Consider the following 18382-nt stretch of genomic DNA (forward strand, 5'->3'; position numbering starts at 1 on the left):
CCGTCAGGCCCGCGCCAGGGCCTGGGACTGAGCGGCCCCCAGCGGCGCCACGTCAACCAAGCAGTCATAGAAGCTGGGCGCCTGCCCCAGGTCGGTCAGTTGCTGGTGCGTCACTTCATTGACATTGGTGCGGTTCAAGCCCAGCTTGCGCCACCAAATGCCCAGGCCGTTGACCACGCCCGGGCGTGCCCGTTGGTTGATGCGGGCCACGCAGTGGTAGTCGCCGCGCTCGTTGAAGACGCGCACGGTGTCGCCATCGGCAATGCCGCGCTGCGCCGCATCGTCGGCATGCATCTCCAGCACCGGCTCGGCTTCGATGTCACGCAGGCTCTTGACGTTGACAAAGGTCGAGTTGAGGAAGTTGCGGGCCGGCGGCGAGATCATGGCCAGTGGGAAGCGCTGGGCCAAGGCCGGGGCCGACACCACGCTTTCGTAGTTGGGCACATGGTCGGGCAGCGGCACGCCGGGGCCAGTGGCCCAGGCCTTGCCATTGGGGGTGGGGAAGCCGCCTTGGGCAAAGGGCGCATCGGGCAGCGGCAGCTTGACCCAGCCCTCGCGGCGCAAGGTTTCGAACGGCACCGCGTCGGTGAAGGCCTGCGCCGCCAGGGTCTCATCGCTGTCGGCAAAGCAAGGCTCGGTGAAACCCATGCGCGCGGCCAGCTGCCTGAAGATCTCGCAGTTGGAGCGCGCCTCTCCGCGCGGCCGCACCGCCGGCTCATTCACCAGGGCATAGGTGTGGCCGTAGCTGGTGTGGGCGTCCCAGTGCTCAAGCTGCATGGTGGCGGGCAGCACGATGTCGGCATGGTCGGCCGTGTCGGTCAGGAAGTGCTCCAACACCACGGTGAACAGGTCGTCCCGCGCAAAGCCCGCCACCACTTGACGCGACTGCGGTGCCACGGCCACCGGGTTGCTGTTGTAGACCACCAAGGCCTCGACCTTGGGGCCAAAGTCGGGCGAGGACTCGCGCAGCAGGTCTTGCCCGACCGTGCTCATGTTCAAGGTGCGGGGTTGGCGCCCGGCCAGCAGGTCGGGCCGCTGCAACCAGGCGTCGTTGCGCACGGGCTTGAACCAGCCTGACGCACTCATCAACATGCCCCCAGCCTTGTGGCGCCACGCCCCCACCAAGCACGGCAGCAGGGCGATCAGCCGCGTGGCATTGCCGCCGCCACGCACCCGCTGCATGCCGTAATTGAGCCGAATAGCGACGGGCGCCGTGGTGCCGTAGTCGCGGGCTAGGCCCCGCACTTCATCGGCGGTGATGCCGCAAACCTCAGCCACCCGCTCGGGCGGCCACGTCAAGGCGCGCTCGCGCAGCGCCGGCCAGCCCTCGACATGCTGCGCCAAGTAGTCGTGATCCAGCCAGTCGTTAACGATCAGCTCATGCATCAGCCCCAGGGCCAGCGCGCCGTCAGTGCCGGGCAGCAAGGCAATGTGCTGGTGGCACTTCTGCGCGGTTTCGGTGTGGCGGGGGTCAATGGCGATCAGCTTGGCCCCTGCCCGCTTAGCCGCTTGGGCAAAGGTCCAAAAGTGCAGATTGGAGGCGATGGAGTTGCTGCCCCAAATCAGGATCAGGCGGCTCTCTGTGAAGTGCTCGACATGCATGCCGACCTTGCCGCCGTAGGTCTGCTGCAAGCCCTCACCCCCCGCGGAGGCACAAATGGTGCGGTTCAGCAAAGAAGCGCCGAGCTTGTGGAAGAAGCGCGCCGCCATGCTTTCGCCCTGCACCAAGCCCATGGTGCCGGCATAGCTATAAGGCAGGATGGCCTCGGGGTTGCGCTGGGCGATGGCACCCAGCCGGGTGGCCACTTCGTGCAAGGCCTGGTCCCAGGAGATGGGCTCAAACTGCCCGGCACCTTTGGGGCCGACGCGGCGCAGCGGCGTGAGCACCCGCTCGGGGTGGTTCACCCGCTCGGCGTAACGGGAGACTTTGGTGCACAGCGCACCATGAGTCGGCGGATGGTCGGCGTCGCCCTGGATGCGAATGATCTGCTCGCCTTCGACCGTGACCTTCATGGCACAGGTGTCGGGGCAGTCATGCGGGCAGGCGGCCCTTACAAGCCGTTGAGAGGGGCTGGATGTCATGCCCCTCATGATGTCATAGGCTTGATGCACGCCAACACACTGTTGAAAACACTCTTTCCCTGGGGGCAGGTTTTTTGCAAGAATCAGGGCCTAGGCGCAGTCGGTGTTGTACCGCCTGATGTTGGGGCCACTGTGGCTTCCGCTTGGCATGACAAGAAAATAGCAGGACCATGAGCTGTAACGTTCCTCGCCGCGCTGCCTTGCAGCGCTTGGCCGCCCTCAGTGCTGCGGCCACCACCTCCTTGCCCAGTTTTGCACAACGCGACGGGCGCCTCATCCTCGGCCAATCGGCCGCGTTTTCTGGCCCCGCCGCCCAATTGGGCTTGCAATTGAACCGAGGCGCTCGCCTTTGCTTTGACCAAGTCAACGCCAGTGGTGGGGTCAATGGCGCCACCATTGAGCTGCGGACGTTGGACGACGGCTATGAACCGGGGCGCTGCAAGGCCAATACCGAAAAGTTCATCAACGACAACGTGTTTGCGTTGTTTGGCTATGTGGGCACCCCCACCGGCATGGCCGCACTGCCTCTGATCAACGATGCCCGCATTCCCTTTTTCGGGCCCTTCACCGGGGCCATGGGTCTGCGCGAGCCGTTTTCACGCAATGTGTTTCATCTGCGGGCCTCGTACGACGACGAGACGGGCCTGATCGTCAAGCAACTGACCGCCCTGGGCCTGAACAAGATCGCGGTGTTCCGACAGAACGACAGCTATGGCCAAGCCGGTTTAGACGGCGTGACCAAAGCCTTGAAGGCACAGCGTCTGGAGCCCGTGGCCATCGGCACGGTAGAGCGCAACAGTACCGACGTGGCAGCCGCTGTCAAAACCATTGTCCCCGCCAGGCCCGACGCAGTGGTGCAGATCTCGGCCTACAAGAGCTGCGCCGCTTTTGTGCGCGAGGCGCGCAAGGCAGGCTACGGCGGTACCTTTTTCAATGTGTCGTTTGTGGGCACTCAGGCTTTGGCTGACGAACTCGGCCGGGAAGCCCGAGGGGTGCTGGTCAGCCAGGTGGTGCCCTACCCTTACACACAGAGCATGCAGATCACCCGCGACTATCTCGACGCGGTGAAGGCCGCCGGGGCCGACGCCAAGCCCAACTATTCCAGCATGGAAGGTTATTTGGCCGCACGGGTGTTTGTAGAGGGCCTGCGCCGCTCGCGCACCCTGAGCCGAGACGGCTTGATTAGTGGCTTGGAGTCCATGACCAACGTCAACTTCGGCGGCTTCCAAGTTAACTTCAGCCGCACCAACCATGTGGCCTCGCGCTTTGTCGAGGTATCCATGCTGACGGAAGACGGCGGCGTGCGCCGCTAAGGCCCGTCCAACGCGAGCCCCAGCCCCCGGGGCAACCCCAATCCCTGCGGCTGGCAGGGCCGCATGCGCCGCACTAAGATGCGGCGCATGTACTTTGGGACTGCCTGATGAAACTCATTGACAACATCGTCGCTGCGGCGGCCGACATCGCCGCCATCCGACGCGACATCCACGCCCATCCGGAGCTGTGCTTTCAAGAGGTGCGCACCGCCGACGTGGTGGCCCAGCAGTTGCAAAGCTGGGGCATCGAGATCCACCGCGGCCTAGGCACCACCGGTGTGGTCGGCATCATCAAGGCCGGCACCAGTGCTCGGGCCGTGGGCCTGCGCGCCGATATCGACGCCCTGCCCATGACCGAGTTCAACACCTTTGCCCATGCCAGCAAGCACCCGGGCAAGATGCACGCTTGCGGGCACGACGGCCACACCGCCATGTTGCTGGCCGCGGCCAAGCACTTGGCAAAACACCGCGACTTTGACGGCACCGTGTACCTCGTGTTCCAGCCCGCCGAAGAAGGCGGCGGCGGCGCACGCGAGATGATCAAGGACGGCCTGTTCGAGCGCTTCCCCATGGACGCCATCTTCGGCATGCACAACTGGCCCGGCATGGCCGCCGGTGACTTTGCCGTCTGCCGCGGCCCGGCCATGGCGTCGAGCAATGAGTTCAAGATCACCATCACCGGCAAGGGCTCGCACGCCGCCCTGCCCCACAACGGCATCGACCCGGTGCCCGTGGCCTGCCAAATGGTTCAGGCCTTCCAGACCGTGGTCACCCGCAACAAAAAGCCGACGGACGCGGCCGTGATCTCGGTGACCATGATCCACACCGGGGAGGCCACCAATGTGGTGCCCGACACCTGTGAGATCCAAGGCACGGTACGCACCTTCACCGTGGAGGTGCTGGACATGGTCGAGCAGCGCATGCGCGACATCGCCCAGCACACCGCCGCCGCCTTTGGCGCCACGGTGAACTTTGAGTTCCACCGCAACTACCCGCCCACCATCAACCACCACGCCGAGGCCGACTTTGTGCGCAGCGTGATGCAAGACCTGGTCGGCCCCGCCCACACCCACGAGTTTGAGCCCACCATGGGCGCCGAGGACTTCAGCTACTTCTTGCAAGCCAAACCCGGCGCCTACTTTGTGATTGGCAACGGCGACGGCGCCCACCGCGCCGCCTACAGCCTGGGCCACGACGCCGCCCACCTCGGCCCCTGCAACCTGCACAACCCGCACTACGATTTCAACGACGAGTTGATTCCGCTGGGGGGGTCGCTGTGGGTGAAGTTGGTGGAGAAGTTTTTGGCGAAGGGGTGAGGTTCACCCTGAGGGGTCCTGTTGTGGACGGTACCTGCCCGCCCTAAGGGCTTTGCGAGCCTGTCGTTTGCGACTACGTCAGCACGAGGCGGACGCAGAAGCAAGCGCTTGGCCTAGCAGAACGCAGCAGAACAGATGTGGGGGATCCATGAGCTTTCAAAACGATCAATGAGTAGGCTGCTCTGGGGCCTGATGCTGAGAACGCCCCGGGGCGTGGGCAGTCTTGGTCTTTTTCATCAGCTATCTGCGCCTTTCGCGATCTAGCTTCTAGTGCTGGGATTGCGCCGCTGCTGGTTTGATTGATAGGCCGCCTGCTTTAGGCCACGCTGCCTGTGTGTCCTCAGGGCTGATCTATGCACCTTGTTGATTTGGAGTGACTGCGATGCACCGAACAGCACACACTGTTGAAGTGAAGCGCCACACATGCCCAAAGTGCGAGACTTCGAATGCGGCTGATGTCAGAGCGTGCACGCGCTGTGGGACAGAGCTCTGGTGTGATTGGTCACCACTTTTTTACGGACATGTACTCACCTTGGCCTCCATTGGGCGTTCACCATCGGCAAGGCTACTGGGTCATGTGGCGCTGGCATCGAGTTTGGCCTTTTGGCTCGTATCAGTCGCACCGAAGCTTGCGTCAGGCTATCTTGGCCCCAACGTGTTTTTCGGAACAATCGGTTTAGCGCTAGGAACGTACAACATCTGGGCCTTCACCCATGGGCGTACGGTCTCCCTTAGCAAGGTGTTCGAGTACCCGCCGGACCCTGACAAGACAAATTCTCGACTCCTGTGTGTAGCAGCCAATGCGATAGTCTTCGTTCTGACCGGGGTCACAATGATCTCTAGAGGATAGTGATGCAGCCGAATAGTTGGAGAGGTGTTCCCGTTGACAAGGCTCTAGCTTGGCGAGAAGCATTCAGAGGGGCCGGGGGCTTGAATGTCGCGGCTCCTTGCCCTGTGTGCGGAAACCAGTCTCTGCGTCAGTACTACTTGCTCGACAAGCTGGCTCCTCGCGAGATGCGGGGCGTGAGGTTCTCTGGACCAGGAAGTTATTGGGCTTGGTGTGTGACCTGCGGGGCATATGAGCATGCATCAAGCTTCGTTCCCGAAAGCTGGAAGGGCCCTGTTCTGCCAGTTCGGCATGAACTTCTTACGCCCATGCCAGCAGAACTTGAGGCGGCAGCGCAGCAGCTAGCCGACTCGAGACTCTCATAGGGCGCTGATCTGATATCAACGAAGTCGGTGTCAGGCCTCAAATCTACAGCCCCCCTGACAATCACTATTGCTCCACCGAATCGCCCGCTTTGCGGCCTATACCTCTTTTCCTAGGGGCATCACAAACCCAATAGGCCGCTCGGGTTGGTTGAGATGATGCGCCGCAAGGCCTCGGTCGGCTCGATAGTGGCGATGCCCCGATGCGAGCCTATGGGCAGCAGGTGTTTGCCGTCGCCGGTGACGATCAAGGTGGCTCTGGCGGCCACTGCGGCGGCGATCACATGATCGTCGTCGGGGGCAGCGCTTCCCGCACGCGGGCAACTGGTTGGCACCCCCAGGTTAGCGATTGCCGTGTAGTGCGCTACGAGCGCCCCTCTGCATGCGCTCGGCCACGATTGCCTCAGCGCGCTGAGACTGCCCTGCGCTGCGAATGCGGCAAGAAAAAACCGGCCTGCCGCATTCCACCATCTTCTGCTCAATTGATGGTGATGCGCTTGGACGACGTATCCGGCCGCTTCTTGGGCAGCGTCAGGGTGAGCACCCCGTTGTCATAACGAGCCTGAGCAGCGTCACGGTCGATGTCCACCGGCAGTTGCAAGCTGCGCGAGACAGTCCCCACATAGCGCTCTGCGCGCAGCACACGCCCTGCCTCGGTCTGTCGGTCGACTTGCTTAATCTCAGCCTTGAGGCTAACCACGGGGCCGTCGATGTCGACGTGGATGTCTTGCTTGTTCACACCGGGCAGCTCGGCGTGCAGGGTGTAGCCCTCCGCGTCTTCGCTGACATCGATCTTGATGGGAGCGGGCGGGGCCTCGCCGTGCAGCGGGCGCACAAAGAAAGCGGGGCCTGCGATGTCACGCAGGAACTCGTCCAACAAACCAGTGCGGGAAGAAATGACGTTCATGGCAACTCCTTGAAGCTTGCAGTGGCGAACGACCACGTGGGGTCGCATGACACTCAGATAGAGGTCGTGCCCGCAAACTTCAAGAGCTGACTTTCAGAGCGCTGCGTCTAAGTTTGACGCAGCGCAACTTCGCATTCAGACCGCGAAACCCAAACCCCGCAGGTCGCTGCGCAATGGCTCGGCGGTGGTGAAGCGCAGTGCAGGCAGGCCAGCCTGGATTGACGCCGCCACGTTGGCGGGGTGGTCGTCAATGAACAGGGCTTGGGCGGCTTGCTCAGCACTCCAGCCAAACTGCGCCAAGGTCAGCGCGAAGATGGCGGGGTCGGGTTTGATCAGGCCCACACGTCCTGAGAACACGCCGTCGCTCATCATCTCAAACACCTGAGGGTGGTGCTGCTCCAGGTGATCAGCCAGCGGGCTGGGCATGTTGGAGAGAAAGTAAATCGGGTGGCCCGCCGCGTGCAGCTCGCGCATCAGGGCAAACGTCTCGGGCATGGGCTGCAGCTCTTCGGCCACGCCCAGCACCACGGCATGCACGTCTTGCGGCGACAAGCCGGTGCGCGCGGCAATGCGCTGGCACAAGGGATCCACCTCGATCTGCCCCGCGTCAAACAAGGCCCAGTCGCCCTTGAAGTCTTGGAAGACTTCTTTCACCCAATGCTGGGCCGTCTCTGGGCTGGTGGCACGCATGGGCAGCACGCGCATCATCAAGTCGATAGGGCGCCAGCGGAAGACCACGGCACCAAAGTCGAACACCACGGGCCGCTGTGCGGCAGAAAGGTTTAACGACATCATGAGCGGAGCTTGGTGAGCAGGCCTGCGGTGGAGGCGTCGAGGCCACTCACGTCGCCAGAGCCCAGACGAGGCAGCAGTTGATTGCACAGGGCTTTGCCCAGTTCCACGCCCCATTGGTCAAAGCTGTTGATGCCCCAGATGACGCCGCTGGTGAAGACGCGGTGCTCGTGCAGGGCAATCAAGGCTCCCAGGGCACGCGGGGTGAGTGCCTCCAGCAGCAAGGTGGTGCTGGGCCGGTTGCCGGGAAAGCTGCGGTGGCGGGCCAGAACCTCAGGCGCCAGATCGGGTGAGGCGGTGGGGGCCTTTTCGCCCAGGGCTTCAGCGGCCGTCTTGCCTTGCATCAGCGCCTGGCTTTGGGCCAGGCAGTTGGCCAGCAGTTTGGTGTGTTGGTCGGCCAGTTGCGCGCGCACTGCATCGGGCAAGGGGTAGCGCGTGTGCGTGGGAGTTTTGACGGCGATGAAGTCCACCGGGATCACATCCGTGCCCTGGTGCAGCATCTGGAAGTAAGCGTGCTGGCCGTTGGTGCCGGCCTCACCCCAGACCACCGGGCTGGTGGCCACCGTCAGCGGCGCGCCGCCTTGGTCCACACATTTGCCGTTCGACTCCATCTCCAACTGCTGCAGATAGGCCGCAAAGCGGCGCAAGCCCTGGTGATAAGGCGCCACCGAGCGGCTGCCAAAGCCGTGGAAGTTGCGGTACCAAACGTCCAGCAGCCCCAGTTGCACGGGCAGGTTTTGGGCCAGGGGGGTGTGGCGGAAGTGCTCGTCCATGGCGTGGGCACCGGCCAAGAAGTCGCGGAAGGGCTCTGGGCCGATGGCAATGGCCAGGGGCAGGCCAATGGCGCTCCACAAGGAGTAGCGGCCGCCCACCCAATCCCAAAATCCAAAAGTCTGCGTGATGCCAAAGTCGGCCGCGGCCTTGAGGTTGGTGGTCACGCCCACAAAGTGGCGGGCGGTGTCCACCCCACCCTGGGCCAAGAACCACGCCCGCGCCGCCTGGGCGTTGGCCATGGTCTCTTGGGTGGTGAAGGTCTTGGAGGCGATGATGAACAGGGTCTTGCGGGCATCCAAACGGGCCAGCAAGGGCGCAATGTCGTGCCCGTCGACATTCGAGACAAAGTGCAGGTTCAGGCCTCGGTGCTGCCAAGGCTGCAAGGCGATGGTGGCCATGGCCGGGCCGAGGTCGGAGCCGCCAATGCCGATGTTCACCACATCGGTGATGCGGCCGGCGTCAGCTTCAGCGCGCACGCTGTCGGCATAGGCCAGCAGGGCGTCCAGCACGGCGTGCACATCGTCGCTGAAGGGTGCTGCACCGCGCGGCGCGCGCAAAGCGGTGTGCAGCACCGCACGCCCCTCGGTGCTGTTGAGGAGGCCCCCAAGGTCCGGGCTTTGCCCGTCCCGGCCCCCCAAGGGGGCGCCAGAAAGCTCGGGGCGGCCCAGCGCTTTCTGGATGGGCTGCCCCGTGAACAAGGCCTCGCGGTGGGCGGGCAGGTCGGCTTCTTGGGCCAGCTCCAGCAGCAGGCGGCGGGTGTGTTCGTCCCACAGGTTCTTGGACAGGTCGGCAAACACCTCGGGCGCTTGCAGGCTGAAGCGCTCGAAGCGTGCCGCGTCACTGGCAAAACGCTCTTGCAGCTTCAGATCACGCCCATGGGCTTGGTAATGCCCTGCCAGGGCCGTCCAGGCCACTCCCCCCACTGCCTTGCTCATGTCACTTGCTTTCTGTGATCAGTTTGTCGAGCTTGCCCGCGTCCACCGCGAACAGGCGAATGCCTTCGGCCAGCTTCTCGGTGGCCATGGCGTCTTCGTTCATGGCCCAGCGGAAGGCCTTTTCATCCAGGCTCAGAGCCGGGATGTTCATGGCCTGTGCAACCTGGGCGCTCAGCGCAGCCGCGAGAGGCGCCTCGCTGGCTTGCAGTTGGGCCAGCAGGTCGGGGCTGATGGTGAGGAGGTCGCAACCCGCCAAGGCCACGATCTGCCCGACATTGCGGAAGCTGGCCCCCATGACCTCGGTGGCAATACCGTGCTTCTTGTAGAAGTTATAGATGCTGGCGACGGACTTCACGCCGGGGTCGTTGGCGCCGGCCATGGCTGCCTCGTCCCACTGCGCACCGGCCTGCTTTTTGTACCAGTCGTAGATGCGGCCCACAAAGGGTGAGATGAGCTGAACTTTGGCGTCGCCACAGGCCACGGCCTGGGCAAAGGAGAACAGCAAGGTCAGGTTGCAGTGGATGCCTTCACGCTCCAGTTCGGCAGCAGCTTGGATGCCTTCCCAGGTGGAAGCGATCTTGATGAGCACGCGGTCGCGGCCGATGCCAGCGGCCTCATACAAGGCCATCAGGCAGCGGGCGCGGGCCACGGTGGCGGCGGTGTCAAATGAGAGGCGCGCATCGACTTCAGTAGAGACGCGGCCCGGCACGACCTTGAGGATCTCTAGGCCAAAACGCACCAGCACTTGGTCGACGATCTCGTCGAGCGCCGCGCTGCGGTGGGCGGCCACGGTGTCGGTCAGCAAGGGAGCGTAGTCCGGCTGCTGCACCGCCTTCAGGATCAGTGATGGGTTGGTGGTGGCGTCACGCGGCGCAAACTGCGCCATCTGCTTGAAGTTGCCGGTGTCGGCCACGACGATGGTGTGGGCCTTGAGTTGATCGAGTTGGTTCATGGGCTGGGCCTTGGTGGGGTGGACGGTCGTGCTGCTTAAGGCGAGCCTGGGGCAGCGAGCAAACCAGAATGATGCCAGCGCTGCCGACGCCCCCACCGCCTTCAGGGAAGGCTGGGGCCTGTTGACCGCCACAAGAAACTCATGCATCATCCAGCCCGTAATTTTATTACACATCTTCAACGGCAACACCATCACGACCATGGCTTTTGATCTGGTTTTCTTCGGCGGCACGGGCGACCTGACCTGGCGCAAGCTGATGCCTGCACTGTTTCAAGCCTTTCGCCACGGCAAGCTGCCGCCGGGCGGCCGCATCTTGGCGGTGGCGCGTGATGACCGGACGGATGAGCAATACCGCGCCTTCATCCAAGAGCGTTTCTCGGAAGTGGATTCGTCCAAGCGCCCCAGCGACGAGGAGTTTGCGCAGTTTGCCGCCCTGCTGCACTACCGTCGCATGGACCTCTCTCAGCCCACCGACTACCAAGGCCTGAAGGCTTGGTTGGACGAGCGTGGTGCTGAAACCGTGGTGCTTTATTTGGCCACCAGCCCGCACCTGTTCCCGGTGATTTGCGAGCAGTTAGGCGCCGCCGGGCTGAACGACAGCAAAGTGCGCGTAGTGCTGGAGAAGCCGCTGGGCCACGACCTGGCGAGTGCAAAGGAAATCAACCGCGTGGTGCGCTCGGTCTTCCGCGAAGAGCAGGCCTTCCGCATCGACCACTATCTGGGCAAGCCCTCGGTGCAGAACCTGATGGCGCTACGCTTTGGTAACGCCCTGTTTGAGCCGCTGTGGCGGCGCGAGAGCATTGCCAACATTCAGATCACCTTGGCCGAAGGCCTAGGCGTAGGTACCCGCGGTGACTTTTACGACCGCACCGGCGCGCTACGCGACATGATCCAAAACCATGCGCTGCAACTGCTGACCATGATCGCGATGGAGCCGCCGCCTTCTGCGGATGCCGACGCGATTCGCGATGAAAAGCTCAAGGTGTTGAAGTCGCTCAAGCCCTTCACGGCGGCCCACATCAGCCGCGATGTGGTGCGCGGTCAGTACCGCGCGGGCAACGTCGATGGCAAAGCGGTGCCGGGCTATCTGGATGAAGTCAAAGTGCCGACAGGCAGCGCCTGCGAAACCTTTGTGGCCATCCGCACCGAGGTGCAAAACTGGCGCTGGGCGGGCGTGCCGTTTTACCTGCGCACGGGCAAGCGCCTGGCCGCACGCGACGCGCAGATCGTGGTGAACTTCCGGCCCGTGCCGCATCCCATTTTTGCGGGCGGCTCACGCGCCAACAAACTGATCATCAAACTGCAGCCGGAGGACGGCCTAGAGTTGCAACTGCTGGCCGCAAAGGGCAACAGCCATGGCGAGTCGCTGACCACGGTGTCGCTGGACTTGGACTTCGACAAGGCCTTCCCTTCCGAGCGCGTGGGTGCTTATGAGCGCTTGCTCTTGGATGCGATTGCCGGGCGCCTGAACCTGTTTGTGCGCAGTGATGAGCAAGAGCAGGCTTGGCGCTGGGTGGAACCCATTCTGGACGCCTGGGCGCAAGACAGCGGCGACCTCAAGACCTATGCCGCCGGGAGCTGGGGGCCGCCTGCCGCCAGTGCGCTGGTGGCGCGCGATGGTTTTGCCTGGGCCGAGGAAGAGTAAGCTCTTTCACCTAAGCTCCCGCCACCCCGCACCTTCAAGACACCACCATGCTCGACCGTATCCGTGCCTCCATCCCCGCCCTGCCGCCTGCCGAGCAGCGTGTGGCCAAGCTGGTGCTGCTGGACCCTCGGGCCTTTGCCTCGCTGCCGGTGAGCGAGTTGTCCGAACGAGCGCATGTCAGCAAGCCCACGGTGGTGCGGTTTTGCCGCAGCGTGGGCTATGACGGCCTGGCCGACTTCAAGCTCAAGCTGGCGGGCACCGTCAACGAAGGTGTGCCCTTTGTGCACCGCTCGGTAGACGAGGACGACAAGCCCGGCGATTTGATCGTCAAGGTCATCGATAACGCGGTGTCCGCTCTGCTGAAGTACCGCAACGATGCGGCCGGGCATGCTTTTGAGCGGGCCTTGGTGGCGCTGACGGACGCCGGTGTGCACGGCAAGCGCATTGAGTTTTTTGGCGTGGGCAACTCAGGGATAGTGGCCCAAGACGCGCAGCACAAGTTCTTCCGCCTCGGCGTGCGCACCGCCGCTCACAGCGATGGGCATGTGCAGGTGATGGCGGCCACCATGCTGCAGCATGGGGATTGCGCCGTGGTCATCAGCAACTCCGGCCGCAGCAAAGACCTGATGGATGTGGCCGAGATTGCGCAGCGCAAAGGCGCCACGCTGATCATCATCACGGCCTCAGGCTCGCCGCTGGCGCAATTGGCGCAGAACCACAATCAGGTGCTGTTGGCGGCCGACCACCCCGAAGATTTTGACCGCTACAGCCCCATGGTGTCGCGCATGCTGCACCTGATGATCATCGACATTTTGACGACCGGTGTGGCCCTGCGCTTAGGGCCTTCGTTGCGCCCTGCGCTGCAGGAGATCAAGCGCAACTTGCGCAGCCGCCGCTACGCCTTGCCGCAAGACGATCAGTGAGGCGCGGCCGAGGACATGCCGAGCATGTCCTCTACGCCATAGAGCTTGGCCAGCTCTTGCAAGCGGCCGGGCACATTCACGACCACCAGCTCCCGCTGATGAGTCTGCGCATGGCGTTTGCACTCCAGCAGCACGGCCAGAGCGGCCGAGTCGATGTGGGTCAGCGCTGCCGCATCCACCGTGATGGTGGACTCGGCAGCCCCAGCAATTGACGGCAGCATGCTGCGCAAGACTGCATTCGCCTCACGCAGGGTCAAGTGGCTGGGCAGCGCGATCATGTCTGTCTCAACCCTTGGCGGCCGAAGCAGCCTTGTTGCGGTCAGCCAGCTTCTTGATCAGGCCATCGATGCCCGTGGCGCCGATCTCTTGGTTGAAGCTGCCCCTGTACTGCTCGACCAGCCAGACGCCCAAGACATTCACGTCGTAGATCTTCCAGCCGCCGTCGGTCTTTTCAAGACGGTAGTCGAGTTGGATGGGTTCGCCCTTGCCCTTGACCTCCGTGCGCACGACCACTTCGGTGTCTTCAGCGGCAGCGCGGTAGGGCTTGAGCTGAACGGTTTGGTCCTTCACCTGGGTCAGCGCGCCAGCATAGGTGCGCACCAACAAGACCTTGAACTCTTCTTGCAGGCGCTTTTGCTGCTCGGGCGTGGCGGTGCGCCAATGGCGGCCGACCGACAGCGAGGTCATGCGCTGAAAGTTGACGTGCGGCATCACCTTGGTGTCCACCAAGCTGATGATCTTGCCAATGTCACCGCCTTGAATGGCCTTGTCCGACTTGACCGTGTCGATCACTTCGGTGGAAATCTGCTTGATCAGCGCATCCGGGGCCACCACCTGCGCTTGGCTCACAGCGGGCACCACGTAAGCGGCCACGGCCACCGTGGTCACAGCCAAAGAGCGGTACAGGGATTGAGCGAACATGATGTTTCTTTCCTTGTGAGACATTGCCCACCGACACAATGCCGTGGGCATGAAGGACAACGTTGCGAGGCCGGCTTGAGTGCACCCGGCCATTCGGTAAAGATTTACGTCTTAGTCAGAGGGTGCTTACTGCGGAGCGCCAGCGGGCTCGTCTTCAGGCTCATCAGGCGGGTTGCCGTCATAGACCAAGCTGCGGCGGCGGGCCAAATAGGCATCGCGCAGAAAGCTGTATTTATCGAGCGCGACATCAGCCAAGACACGTTCGGCACTCAGCAGTCCCGCCCGGGTGCTGACGACACGCAGACCGGACAGGGTGACGACCGCATCTGTGTCGTTCACATAGCCCAGGGCGCCACCCTTGAAATCCACCGGCAGTGCGGCGGTATCTCGCAAGGTCGAAGGCCCCAAAAGCGGCAGCACCATATAGGGCCCGGGAGGTACACCCCAAAACCCCAGTGTTTGGCCAAAGTCTTCGGAATGCCGTTCTAGCCCGAACTCGGTGGCTGGGTCTAACACGCCGCCGAGCCCAAAAATGGTGTTGCTGGCCACCCGCAGCGTCATGCGCGCAGACTCCACTACTTTGCCCTGCAAGAGCAAGTTCACGGTGGACCACACATCACCCAAATTGCCGAAGAAGTTTTTGACGCCATCGCGGGCAGGATCTGGCACCACCTTTTGATAGCCAATGGCCACCGGCTTCAGCAGCGCAGCATCTATCGCGTCGTTGACGTTATAGACCGCGCGGTTGAATCCTTCCCAAGGGTCTTTGGGCGAGCTGGGGCGGCCGTCTTGTGCCCAGGCTGGTAGGGCGGCCAACACCAAAGCCAAACCGCAAAGGCCACGGCGAAACGGTGCGAGCCTTGTCATTTGCTGCCCTCTTGGGCACCCGCATCAGAGGCTTTACTGAACAAGAGTTGCCCGATCAGGTTTTCCAGCACGATGGCGGATTGAGTTTGCTTCACCACATCTCCCGCCACAAAGACTTTTTCATCGCCACCGGGCTCCATGCCCACGTATTGGTCCCCCAAGAGGCCTGAGGTCAAGATCTTGGCCGACGAATCCTTGGGGAACTGAATGCCCTTTTGGATTTCCATCACGACCAAGCCTTGATAGGTCTTGGGGTCCAGGGCAATGCTGGTCACGCGGCCCACCGTCACACCGGCTGAACGCACCGGCGCGCGGGCTTTCAAGCCGCCAATATTGTCGAACTTGGCTGTCAGGGTGTAGGTGTCCCCCGAGGACGCAAAAGCGCCCAAGTTGGCCGCCTTGAGGGCCAAGAACACCAAGGCCACCAAGCCCAAGAGCACAAACAGGCCCACCAAAACTTCAACGCGCTTTTTGTTCATCATTCCATCTCCCCATCAGGGTGTGGCGAACATCATGGCCGTCAGGACAAAGTCCATGGCCAAGACGCCCAAGGAGGCCGTCACCACCGTGCGGGTGGTGGCATGCGCCACGCCTTCCGGAGTAGCCTGTGTCTCGTAGCCTTGGTACAAGGCCACCACCGTACAGATCACCCCAAACACAAACGATTTGACAACGCCGTTGCCCACATCGCGCCAAACATCCACCCGCGACTGCATGATGGACCAGAAGTTGCCTGAATCGACCCCAATGAGCCAGACGGCAACCACATAGGCCCCCAGAATACCCACCGCCGAAAACAAGACGGCCAAGAGGGGCATGGAGATCACGCCACCAATGAAGCGCGGCGCCAGCACCCGGGCGCGCGGGTCAATGGCCATCAACTCCATCGCGGCCAATTGCTCACCGGCTTTCATCAGGCCAATCTCGGCCGTCAGTGATGTGCCCGCACGGCCTGCAAACAGCAAGGCGGTGACCACCGGCCCCAACTCGCGCACCAGGGCCAGGTTGACGATGAGGCCCAAAGACTCGGCCGCGCCATAGGTCACCAAGGCGTAATACATCTGCAGCGCCAGCACAAAACCGACGGCCAAGCCGGATGCTGCAATGATGAGCAAGGAGCGATTGCCGATCGCATGCACTTGGGCCACCACCAAGCCAAAGCGCTTGAGCGCCTGAGGGGTAAAGCGCAGCAAATCTCCGAAGAAGAAGGCTGCATGCCCCAAGGCCTGCAGCCAACGCAAGACGGCCGCCCCCAATGCGGCCAAGCTGTTTTCTAGCGTTGCCATCAAGTGCGCACTCCCAGGTCTTGCGCCATCGGAGGGGCTGGATAGTGAAAGCGCACGGGGCCATCAGGCTCACCGCGAATGAACTGCCGCACTTCAGGGTCGGTGGAAGCTGCCAATTGGTCGGGCGTGCCATGCGCCACCACCTTGCCACCAGACGACATCAGGTAGGCATAGTCGGCAATGGCAAAGCACTCTTGCACGTCGTGCGACACCATCAGCGAGGTCGCCCCCGTGGTGTCATTCAATTTGCGGATCAGGTTGGCGGTGATGCCCATAGAGATGGGGTCTAGGCCCGCAAAGGGCTCGTCGTACATGATGACTTCTGGGTCCATCACCGACGCTCGGGCCAGCGCAATGCGGCGCGCCATGCCACCAGACACCTGGCTGATGCGCAGCGGTGCGGCCCCCCGCAAACCCACCGCATTGAGCTTCATCAGCACAATGTCGCGGATCAAGGATTCGGGCAGGTCAGTGTGCTCGCGCAAGGGGAAGGCCACGTTCTCAAACACCGTGAGGTCGGTGAACAAGGCACCGAACTGGAACAGCATGCCCAGGCGGTGACGGAGGCGATAGAGCTGGGTTTTGTTGCGAGGGTCGATCACCTCGCCATCAAAAATCACACGACCTTGGTTGGCCGCGTAGACCCCACCGATGAGGCGCAGCAAGGTGGTCTTGCCGCAGCCAGAGCCCCCCAAAATAGCCGTCAACTGACCACGACGGAAGCTCAATGACACGTCGTTGAGGATCGTGCGGCTGGCGTCATAACCAAAGGTGACGTGGTCGAATTCGATGAGGGTCTGAGACATGAGCGATCAGGGCTAACCCTGGAATTGTCTCATGCAGCATGCGCGGATCGCCCCCCGTGTTCGAGTGAGACAAATCCACCACAAGCGGGTGTGACTTTTCCTTGAAGCATGGCCGAGAAATCTCCGGGCAACGTTGTCACGCGGCCCGGAGTGGCCTGGCCTCAACGTGGCAGCTTGCTGCTGCCCAGCAGGAACTCGTCGACCGCACGTGCCGCCTGACGGCCTTCACGGATGGCCCAGACCACCAAGGACTGGCCCCGGCGAACATCACCCGCCGCAAAGACCTTGTCGACATTGGTCTTGTAGCCGCCCACCAGATCGACACTGGCGCGCGCATTGCCGCGCGCGTCTTTGTCCACGCCAAAGGCGTCCAGCATGGTAGCCACCGGGTTCACAAAGCCCATGGCCAGCAGGGCCATGTCCGCTTTCAGCACTTGCTCGGAGCCCGGCACTTCGGTCATCTTGCCGCCCTGCCATTCCAGGCGGACGGTCTTGACGCCAGTGAGCTTGCCCTTCTCGCCCAAGAACTCCTTGGTGGCAATCGCGAACTCGCGCTGGCAGCCTTCTTCGTGGCTGGACGAAGTGCGCAGCTTGATCGGCCAGTAAGGCCAGGTCAGCGGGCGGTCTTCGACTTCCGGCGGCATGGGCATCAGCTCAAACTGCACCACACTGGCGGCGCCATGGCGGTTGCTGGTGCCCACGCAGTCGGAGCCGGTGTCGCCACCGCCGATGACGACCACATGCTTGCCATCCGCGCGCAACTGGCCCTTGAGCTTGTCGCCCGCATTGACCTTGTTCTGCTGGGGCAAGAACTCCATGGCGAAGTGCACGCCGTCCAAGTCGCGGCCCGGCACGGGCAAGTCGCGGCTTTGCTCTGAGCCACCGGCCAGCAGCACGGCGTCAAACTCAGCCTTGAGTTGCTCGGCGCTCACTGTTTCTTTGGCCCAGTTGGTGACCTTGGAGCCCTTGGGCATCTCACCCACCAGCACCGAGGTGCGGAAGACCACGCCTTCGGCTTCCATTTGCTTGACGCGGCGATCGATGTGCGACTTCTCCATCTTGAAGTCGGGAATGCCGTAACGCAGCAAACCACCGACACGGTCGTTCTTCTCGAACACCGTGACCGAGTGACCGGCCCGCGCCAATTGCTGCGCCGCCGCCATGCCCGCCGGGCCGGAACCCACGACGGCCACCGTCTTGCCCGTTTTGTGCGCGGCGATCTGCGGCTTGACCCAACCTTCGTCCCAAGCGCGGTCAATGATGGCGTGCTCAATCGACTTGATGCCCACGGCGTCAGCGTTCACGTTCAGCGTGCAGGCAGCTTCGCAAGGCGCCGGGCAAATGCGCCCGGTGAACTCGGGAAAGTTGTTGGTGCTGTGCAAAACCGTGATGGCGTTCTGCCAGTCACCGCGATAGACCAGGTCATTGAAGTCGGGGATGACGTTGTTGACCGGGCAGCCGCTATTGCAAAACGGTGTGCCGCAGTCCATGCAACGTGCAGCCTGGACCTTGGACTCCTCGGGCTTGAGCCCGATCACAAACTCTTTGTAGTTCTTCAGGCGCTTGGTCGTGGGCTCATAGCCTTCTTCCAGTCGCTCATATTCCATGAAGCCAGTGACTTTTCCCATGATGGCTCTACTTTCAATCTCTGAAT

17 protein-coding genes are annotated in these 18382 nt (G+C 62.7%); 4 read left to right on the forward strand and 13 right to left on the reverse strand.

Going from position 1 to position 18382, the window contains the following annotated elements; translation table 11 throughout:
* Positions 1-3 precede the first annotated feature (3 nt).
* Entirely contained in the window at positions 4-2082 is a 2079-nt protein-coding gene (locus ACIQ3Q_RS01345; RefSeq protein ID WP_396267156.1) for a molybdopterin-dependent oxidoreductase, read from the reverse strand.
* A 170-nt stretch (positions 2083-2252) separates the two neighbouring features.
* Here ACIQ3Q_RS01345 and ACIQ3Q_RS01350 point away from each other — a divergent pair, with 170 nt between their 5' ends.
* Together ACIQ3Q_RS01350 and ACIQ3Q_RS01355 are read left to right on the forward strand one after the other, a co-directional pair.
* On the forward strand, positions 2253-3395 hold the full coding sequence (locus tag ACIQ3Q_RS01350) for an ABC transporter substrate-binding protein (protein WP_396267159.1): 1143 nt from the start codon (positions 2253-2255) through the stop codon (positions 3393-3395).
* Between the two features lie 107 nt (positions 3396-3502).
* Positions 3503-4711, forward strand: coding sequence for a M20 aminoacylase family protein (locus ACIQ3Q_RS01355; protein WP_396267160.1), 1209 nt, complete (start codon positions 3503-3505; stop codon positions 4709-4711).
* Positions 4712-6042: 1331 nt separating this feature from the next.
* Here ACIQ3Q_RS01355 and ACIQ3Q_RS01360 read toward each other — a convergent pair.
* The 5 genes from ACIQ3Q_RS01360 to tal form a co-directional block, all read right to left on the reverse strand.
* Positions 6043-6204, reverse strand: coding sequence for a hypothetical protein (locus ACIQ3Q_RS01360; RefSeq protein ID WP_396267161.1), 162 nt, complete (start codon positions 6202-6204; stop codon positions 6043-6045).
* Between the two features lie 194 nt (positions 6205-6398).
* Positions 6399-6827 carry an Hsp20/alpha crystallin family protein gene (locus tag ACIQ3Q_RS01365; RefSeq protein WP_396267162.1) on the reverse strand — a complete coding sequence of 143 codons (429 nt, stop codon included), beginning with the start codon at positions 6825-6827 and terminating at the stop codon, positions 6399-6401.
* Positions 6828-6962: 135 nt separating this feature from the next.
* A complete protein-coding gene (locus ACIQ3Q_RS01370) occupies positions 6963-7622 on the reverse strand; it encodes an HAD-IA family hydrolase (protein ID WP_396267163.1) in 660 nt (219 codons plus the stop codon).
* The gene (pgi, locus tag ACIQ3Q_RS01375) at positions 7619-9328 is read right to left on the reverse strand and encodes a glucose-6-phosphate isomerase (protein WP_396267164.1); all 1710 of its coding nucleotides are present in this window, start codon (positions 9326-9328) and stop codon (positions 7619-7621) included. Before pgi ends, ACIQ3Q_RS01370 begins: the two co-directional genes overlap by 4 nt.
* Position 9329: 1 nt before the next feature.
* Entirely contained in the window at positions 9330-10280 is a 951-nt protein-coding gene (gene tal, locus ACIQ3Q_RS01380) for a transaldolase (protein ID WP_396267165.1), read from the reverse strand.
* 199 nt (positions 10281-10479) lie between these two features.
* On the opposite strand from tal, the gene zwf reads away from it, so the two are divergent.
* Positions 10480-11925 carry a glucose-6-phosphate dehydrogenase gene (zwf, locus tag ACIQ3Q_RS01385; protein WP_396267166.1) on the forward strand — a complete coding sequence of 482 codons (1446 nt, stop codon included), beginning with the start codon at positions 10480-10482 and terminating at the stop codon, positions 11923-11925.
* Between the two features lie 47 nt (positions 11926-11972).
* A complete protein-coding gene (locus ACIQ3Q_RS01390; protein WP_396267167.1) occupies positions 11973-12848 on the forward strand; it encodes a MurR/RpiR family transcriptional regulator in 876 nt (291 codons plus the stop codon).
* On the opposite strand, the gene ACIQ3Q_RS01395 is transcribed toward ACIQ3Q_RS01390, so the two are convergent.
* The 7 genes from ACIQ3Q_RS01395 to ACIQ3Q_RS01425 form a co-directional block, all read right to left on the reverse strand.
* Positions 12842-13126: a lipid asymmetry maintenance protein MlaB gene (locus ACIQ3Q_RS01395; protein ID WP_396267168.1), complete on the reverse strand. Its 285-nt coding sequence runs from the start codon at positions 13124-13126 to the stop codon at positions 12842-12844. The two genes, ACIQ3Q_RS01390 and ACIQ3Q_RS01395, sit on opposite strands and share 7 nt — an antisense overlap.
* Before the next feature lie 7 nt (positions 13127-13133).
* A complete protein-coding gene (locus ACIQ3Q_RS01400) occupies positions 13134-13769 on the reverse strand; it encodes a phospholipid-binding protein MlaC (protein ID WP_396267169.1) in 636 nt (211 codons plus the stop codon).
* A 126-nt stretch (positions 13770-13895) separates the two neighbouring features.
* Positions 13896-14636, reverse strand: coding sequence for a VacJ family lipoprotein (locus ACIQ3Q_RS01405; protein WP_396267170.1), 741 nt, complete (start codon positions 14634-14636; stop codon positions 13896-13898).
* Entirely contained in the window at positions 14633-15115 is a 483-nt protein-coding gene (gene mlaD, locus ACIQ3Q_RS01410) for an outer membrane lipid asymmetry maintenance protein MlaD (RefSeq protein ID WP_396267171.1), read from the reverse strand. The genes ACIQ3Q_RS01405 and mlaD overlap by 4 nt, the downstream gene beginning before the upstream one ends.
* Before the next feature lie 15 nt (positions 15116-15130).
* Positions 15131-15922 (reverse strand): lipid asymmetry maintenance ABC transporter permease subunit MlaE, encoded by a 792-nt coding sequence (mlaE, locus tag ACIQ3Q_RS01415; protein WP_396267172.1) that lies wholly within the window; start codon positions 15920-15922, stop codon positions 15131-15133.
* The gene (locus tag ACIQ3Q_RS01420) at positions 15922-16728 is read right to left on the reverse strand and encodes an ABC transporter ATP-binding protein (RefSeq protein WP_396267174.1); all 807 of its coding nucleotides are present in this window, start codon (positions 16726-16728) and stop codon (positions 15922-15924) included. Before ACIQ3Q_RS01420 ends, mlaE begins: the two co-directional genes overlap by 1 nt.
* Before the next feature lie 161 nt (positions 16729-16889).
* Positions 16890-18356, reverse strand: coding sequence for a glutamate synthase subunit beta (locus ACIQ3Q_RS01425; RefSeq protein WP_396267175.1), 1467 nt, complete (start codon positions 18354-18356; stop codon positions 16890-16892).
* Positions 18357-18382: the final 26 nt, after the last annotated feature.

Origin of the sequence: Ideonella sp. (assembly GCF_044358605.1) — a bacterium.
In the GTDB taxonomy this organism is placed as follows: domain Bacteria; phylum Pseudomonadota; class Gammaproteobacteria; order Burkholderiales; family Burkholderiaceae_C; genus Ideonella.

Coding starts and splice junctions, on each gene's coding strand:
- mlaD (WP_396267171.1), bottom strand. CDS start 15,115: ATGAACAAAAAGCGCGTTGAAGTTTTGGTGGGCCTGTTTGTGCTCTTG.
- mlaE (WP_396267172.1), bottom strand. CDS start 15,922: ATGGCAACGCTAGAAAACAGCTTGGCCGCATTGGGGGCGGCCGTCTTG.
- ACIQ3Q_RS01390 (WP_396267167.1), top strand. CDS start 11,973: ATGCTCGACCGTATCCGTGCCTCCATCCCCGCCCTGCCGCCTGCCGAG.
- ACIQ3Q_RS01420 (WP_396267174.1), bottom strand. CDS start 16,728: ATGTCTCAGACCCTCATCGAATTCGACCACGTCACCTTTGGTTATGAC.
- zwf (WP_396267166.1), top strand. CDS start 10,480: ATGGCTTTTGATCTGGTTTTCTTCGGCGGCACGGGCGACCTGACCTGG.
- ACIQ3Q_RS01425 (WP_396267175.1), bottom strand. CDS start 18,356: ATGGGAAAAGTCACTGGCTTCATGGAATATGAGCGACTGGAAGAAGGC.
- ACIQ3Q_RS01370 (WP_396267163.1), bottom strand. CDS start 7,622: ATGATGTCGTTAAACCTTTCTGCCGCACAGCGGCCCGTGGTGTTCGAC.
- ACIQ3Q_RS01400 (WP_396267169.1), bottom strand. CDS start 13,769: ATGTTCGCTCAATCCCTGTACCGCTCTTTGGCTGTGACCACGGTGGCC.
- ACIQ3Q_RS01355 (WP_396267160.1), top strand. CDS start 3,503: ATGAAACTCATTGACAACATCGTCGCTGCGGCGGCCGACATCGCCGCC.
- ACIQ3Q_RS01350 (WP_396267159.1), top strand. CDS start 2,253: ATGAGCTGTAACGTTCCTCGCCGCGCTGCCTTGCAGCGCTTGGCCGCC.
- pgi (WP_396267164.1), bottom strand. CDS start 9,328: ATGAGCAAGGCAGTGGGGGGAGTGGCCTGGACGGCCCTGGCAGGGCAT.
- ACIQ3Q_RS01405 (WP_396267170.1), bottom strand. CDS start 14,636: ATGACAAGGCTCGCACCGTTTCGCCGTGGCCTTTGCGGTTTGGCTTTG.
- tal (WP_396267165.1), bottom strand. CDS start 10,280: ATGAACCAACTCGATCAACTCAAGGCCCACACCATCGTCGTGGCCGAC.
- ACIQ3Q_RS01395 (WP_396267168.1), bottom strand. CDS start 13,126: ATGATCGCGCTGCCCAGCCACTTGACCCTGCGTGAGGCGAATGCAGTC.
- ACIQ3Q_RS01345 (WP_396267156.1), bottom strand. CDS start 2,082: ATGACATCCAGCCCCTCTCAACGGCTTGTAAGGGCCGCCTGCCCGCAT.
- ACIQ3Q_RS01365 (WP_396267162.1), bottom strand. CDS start 6,827: ATGAACGTCATTTCTTCCCGCACTGGTTTGTTGGACGAGTTCCTGCGT.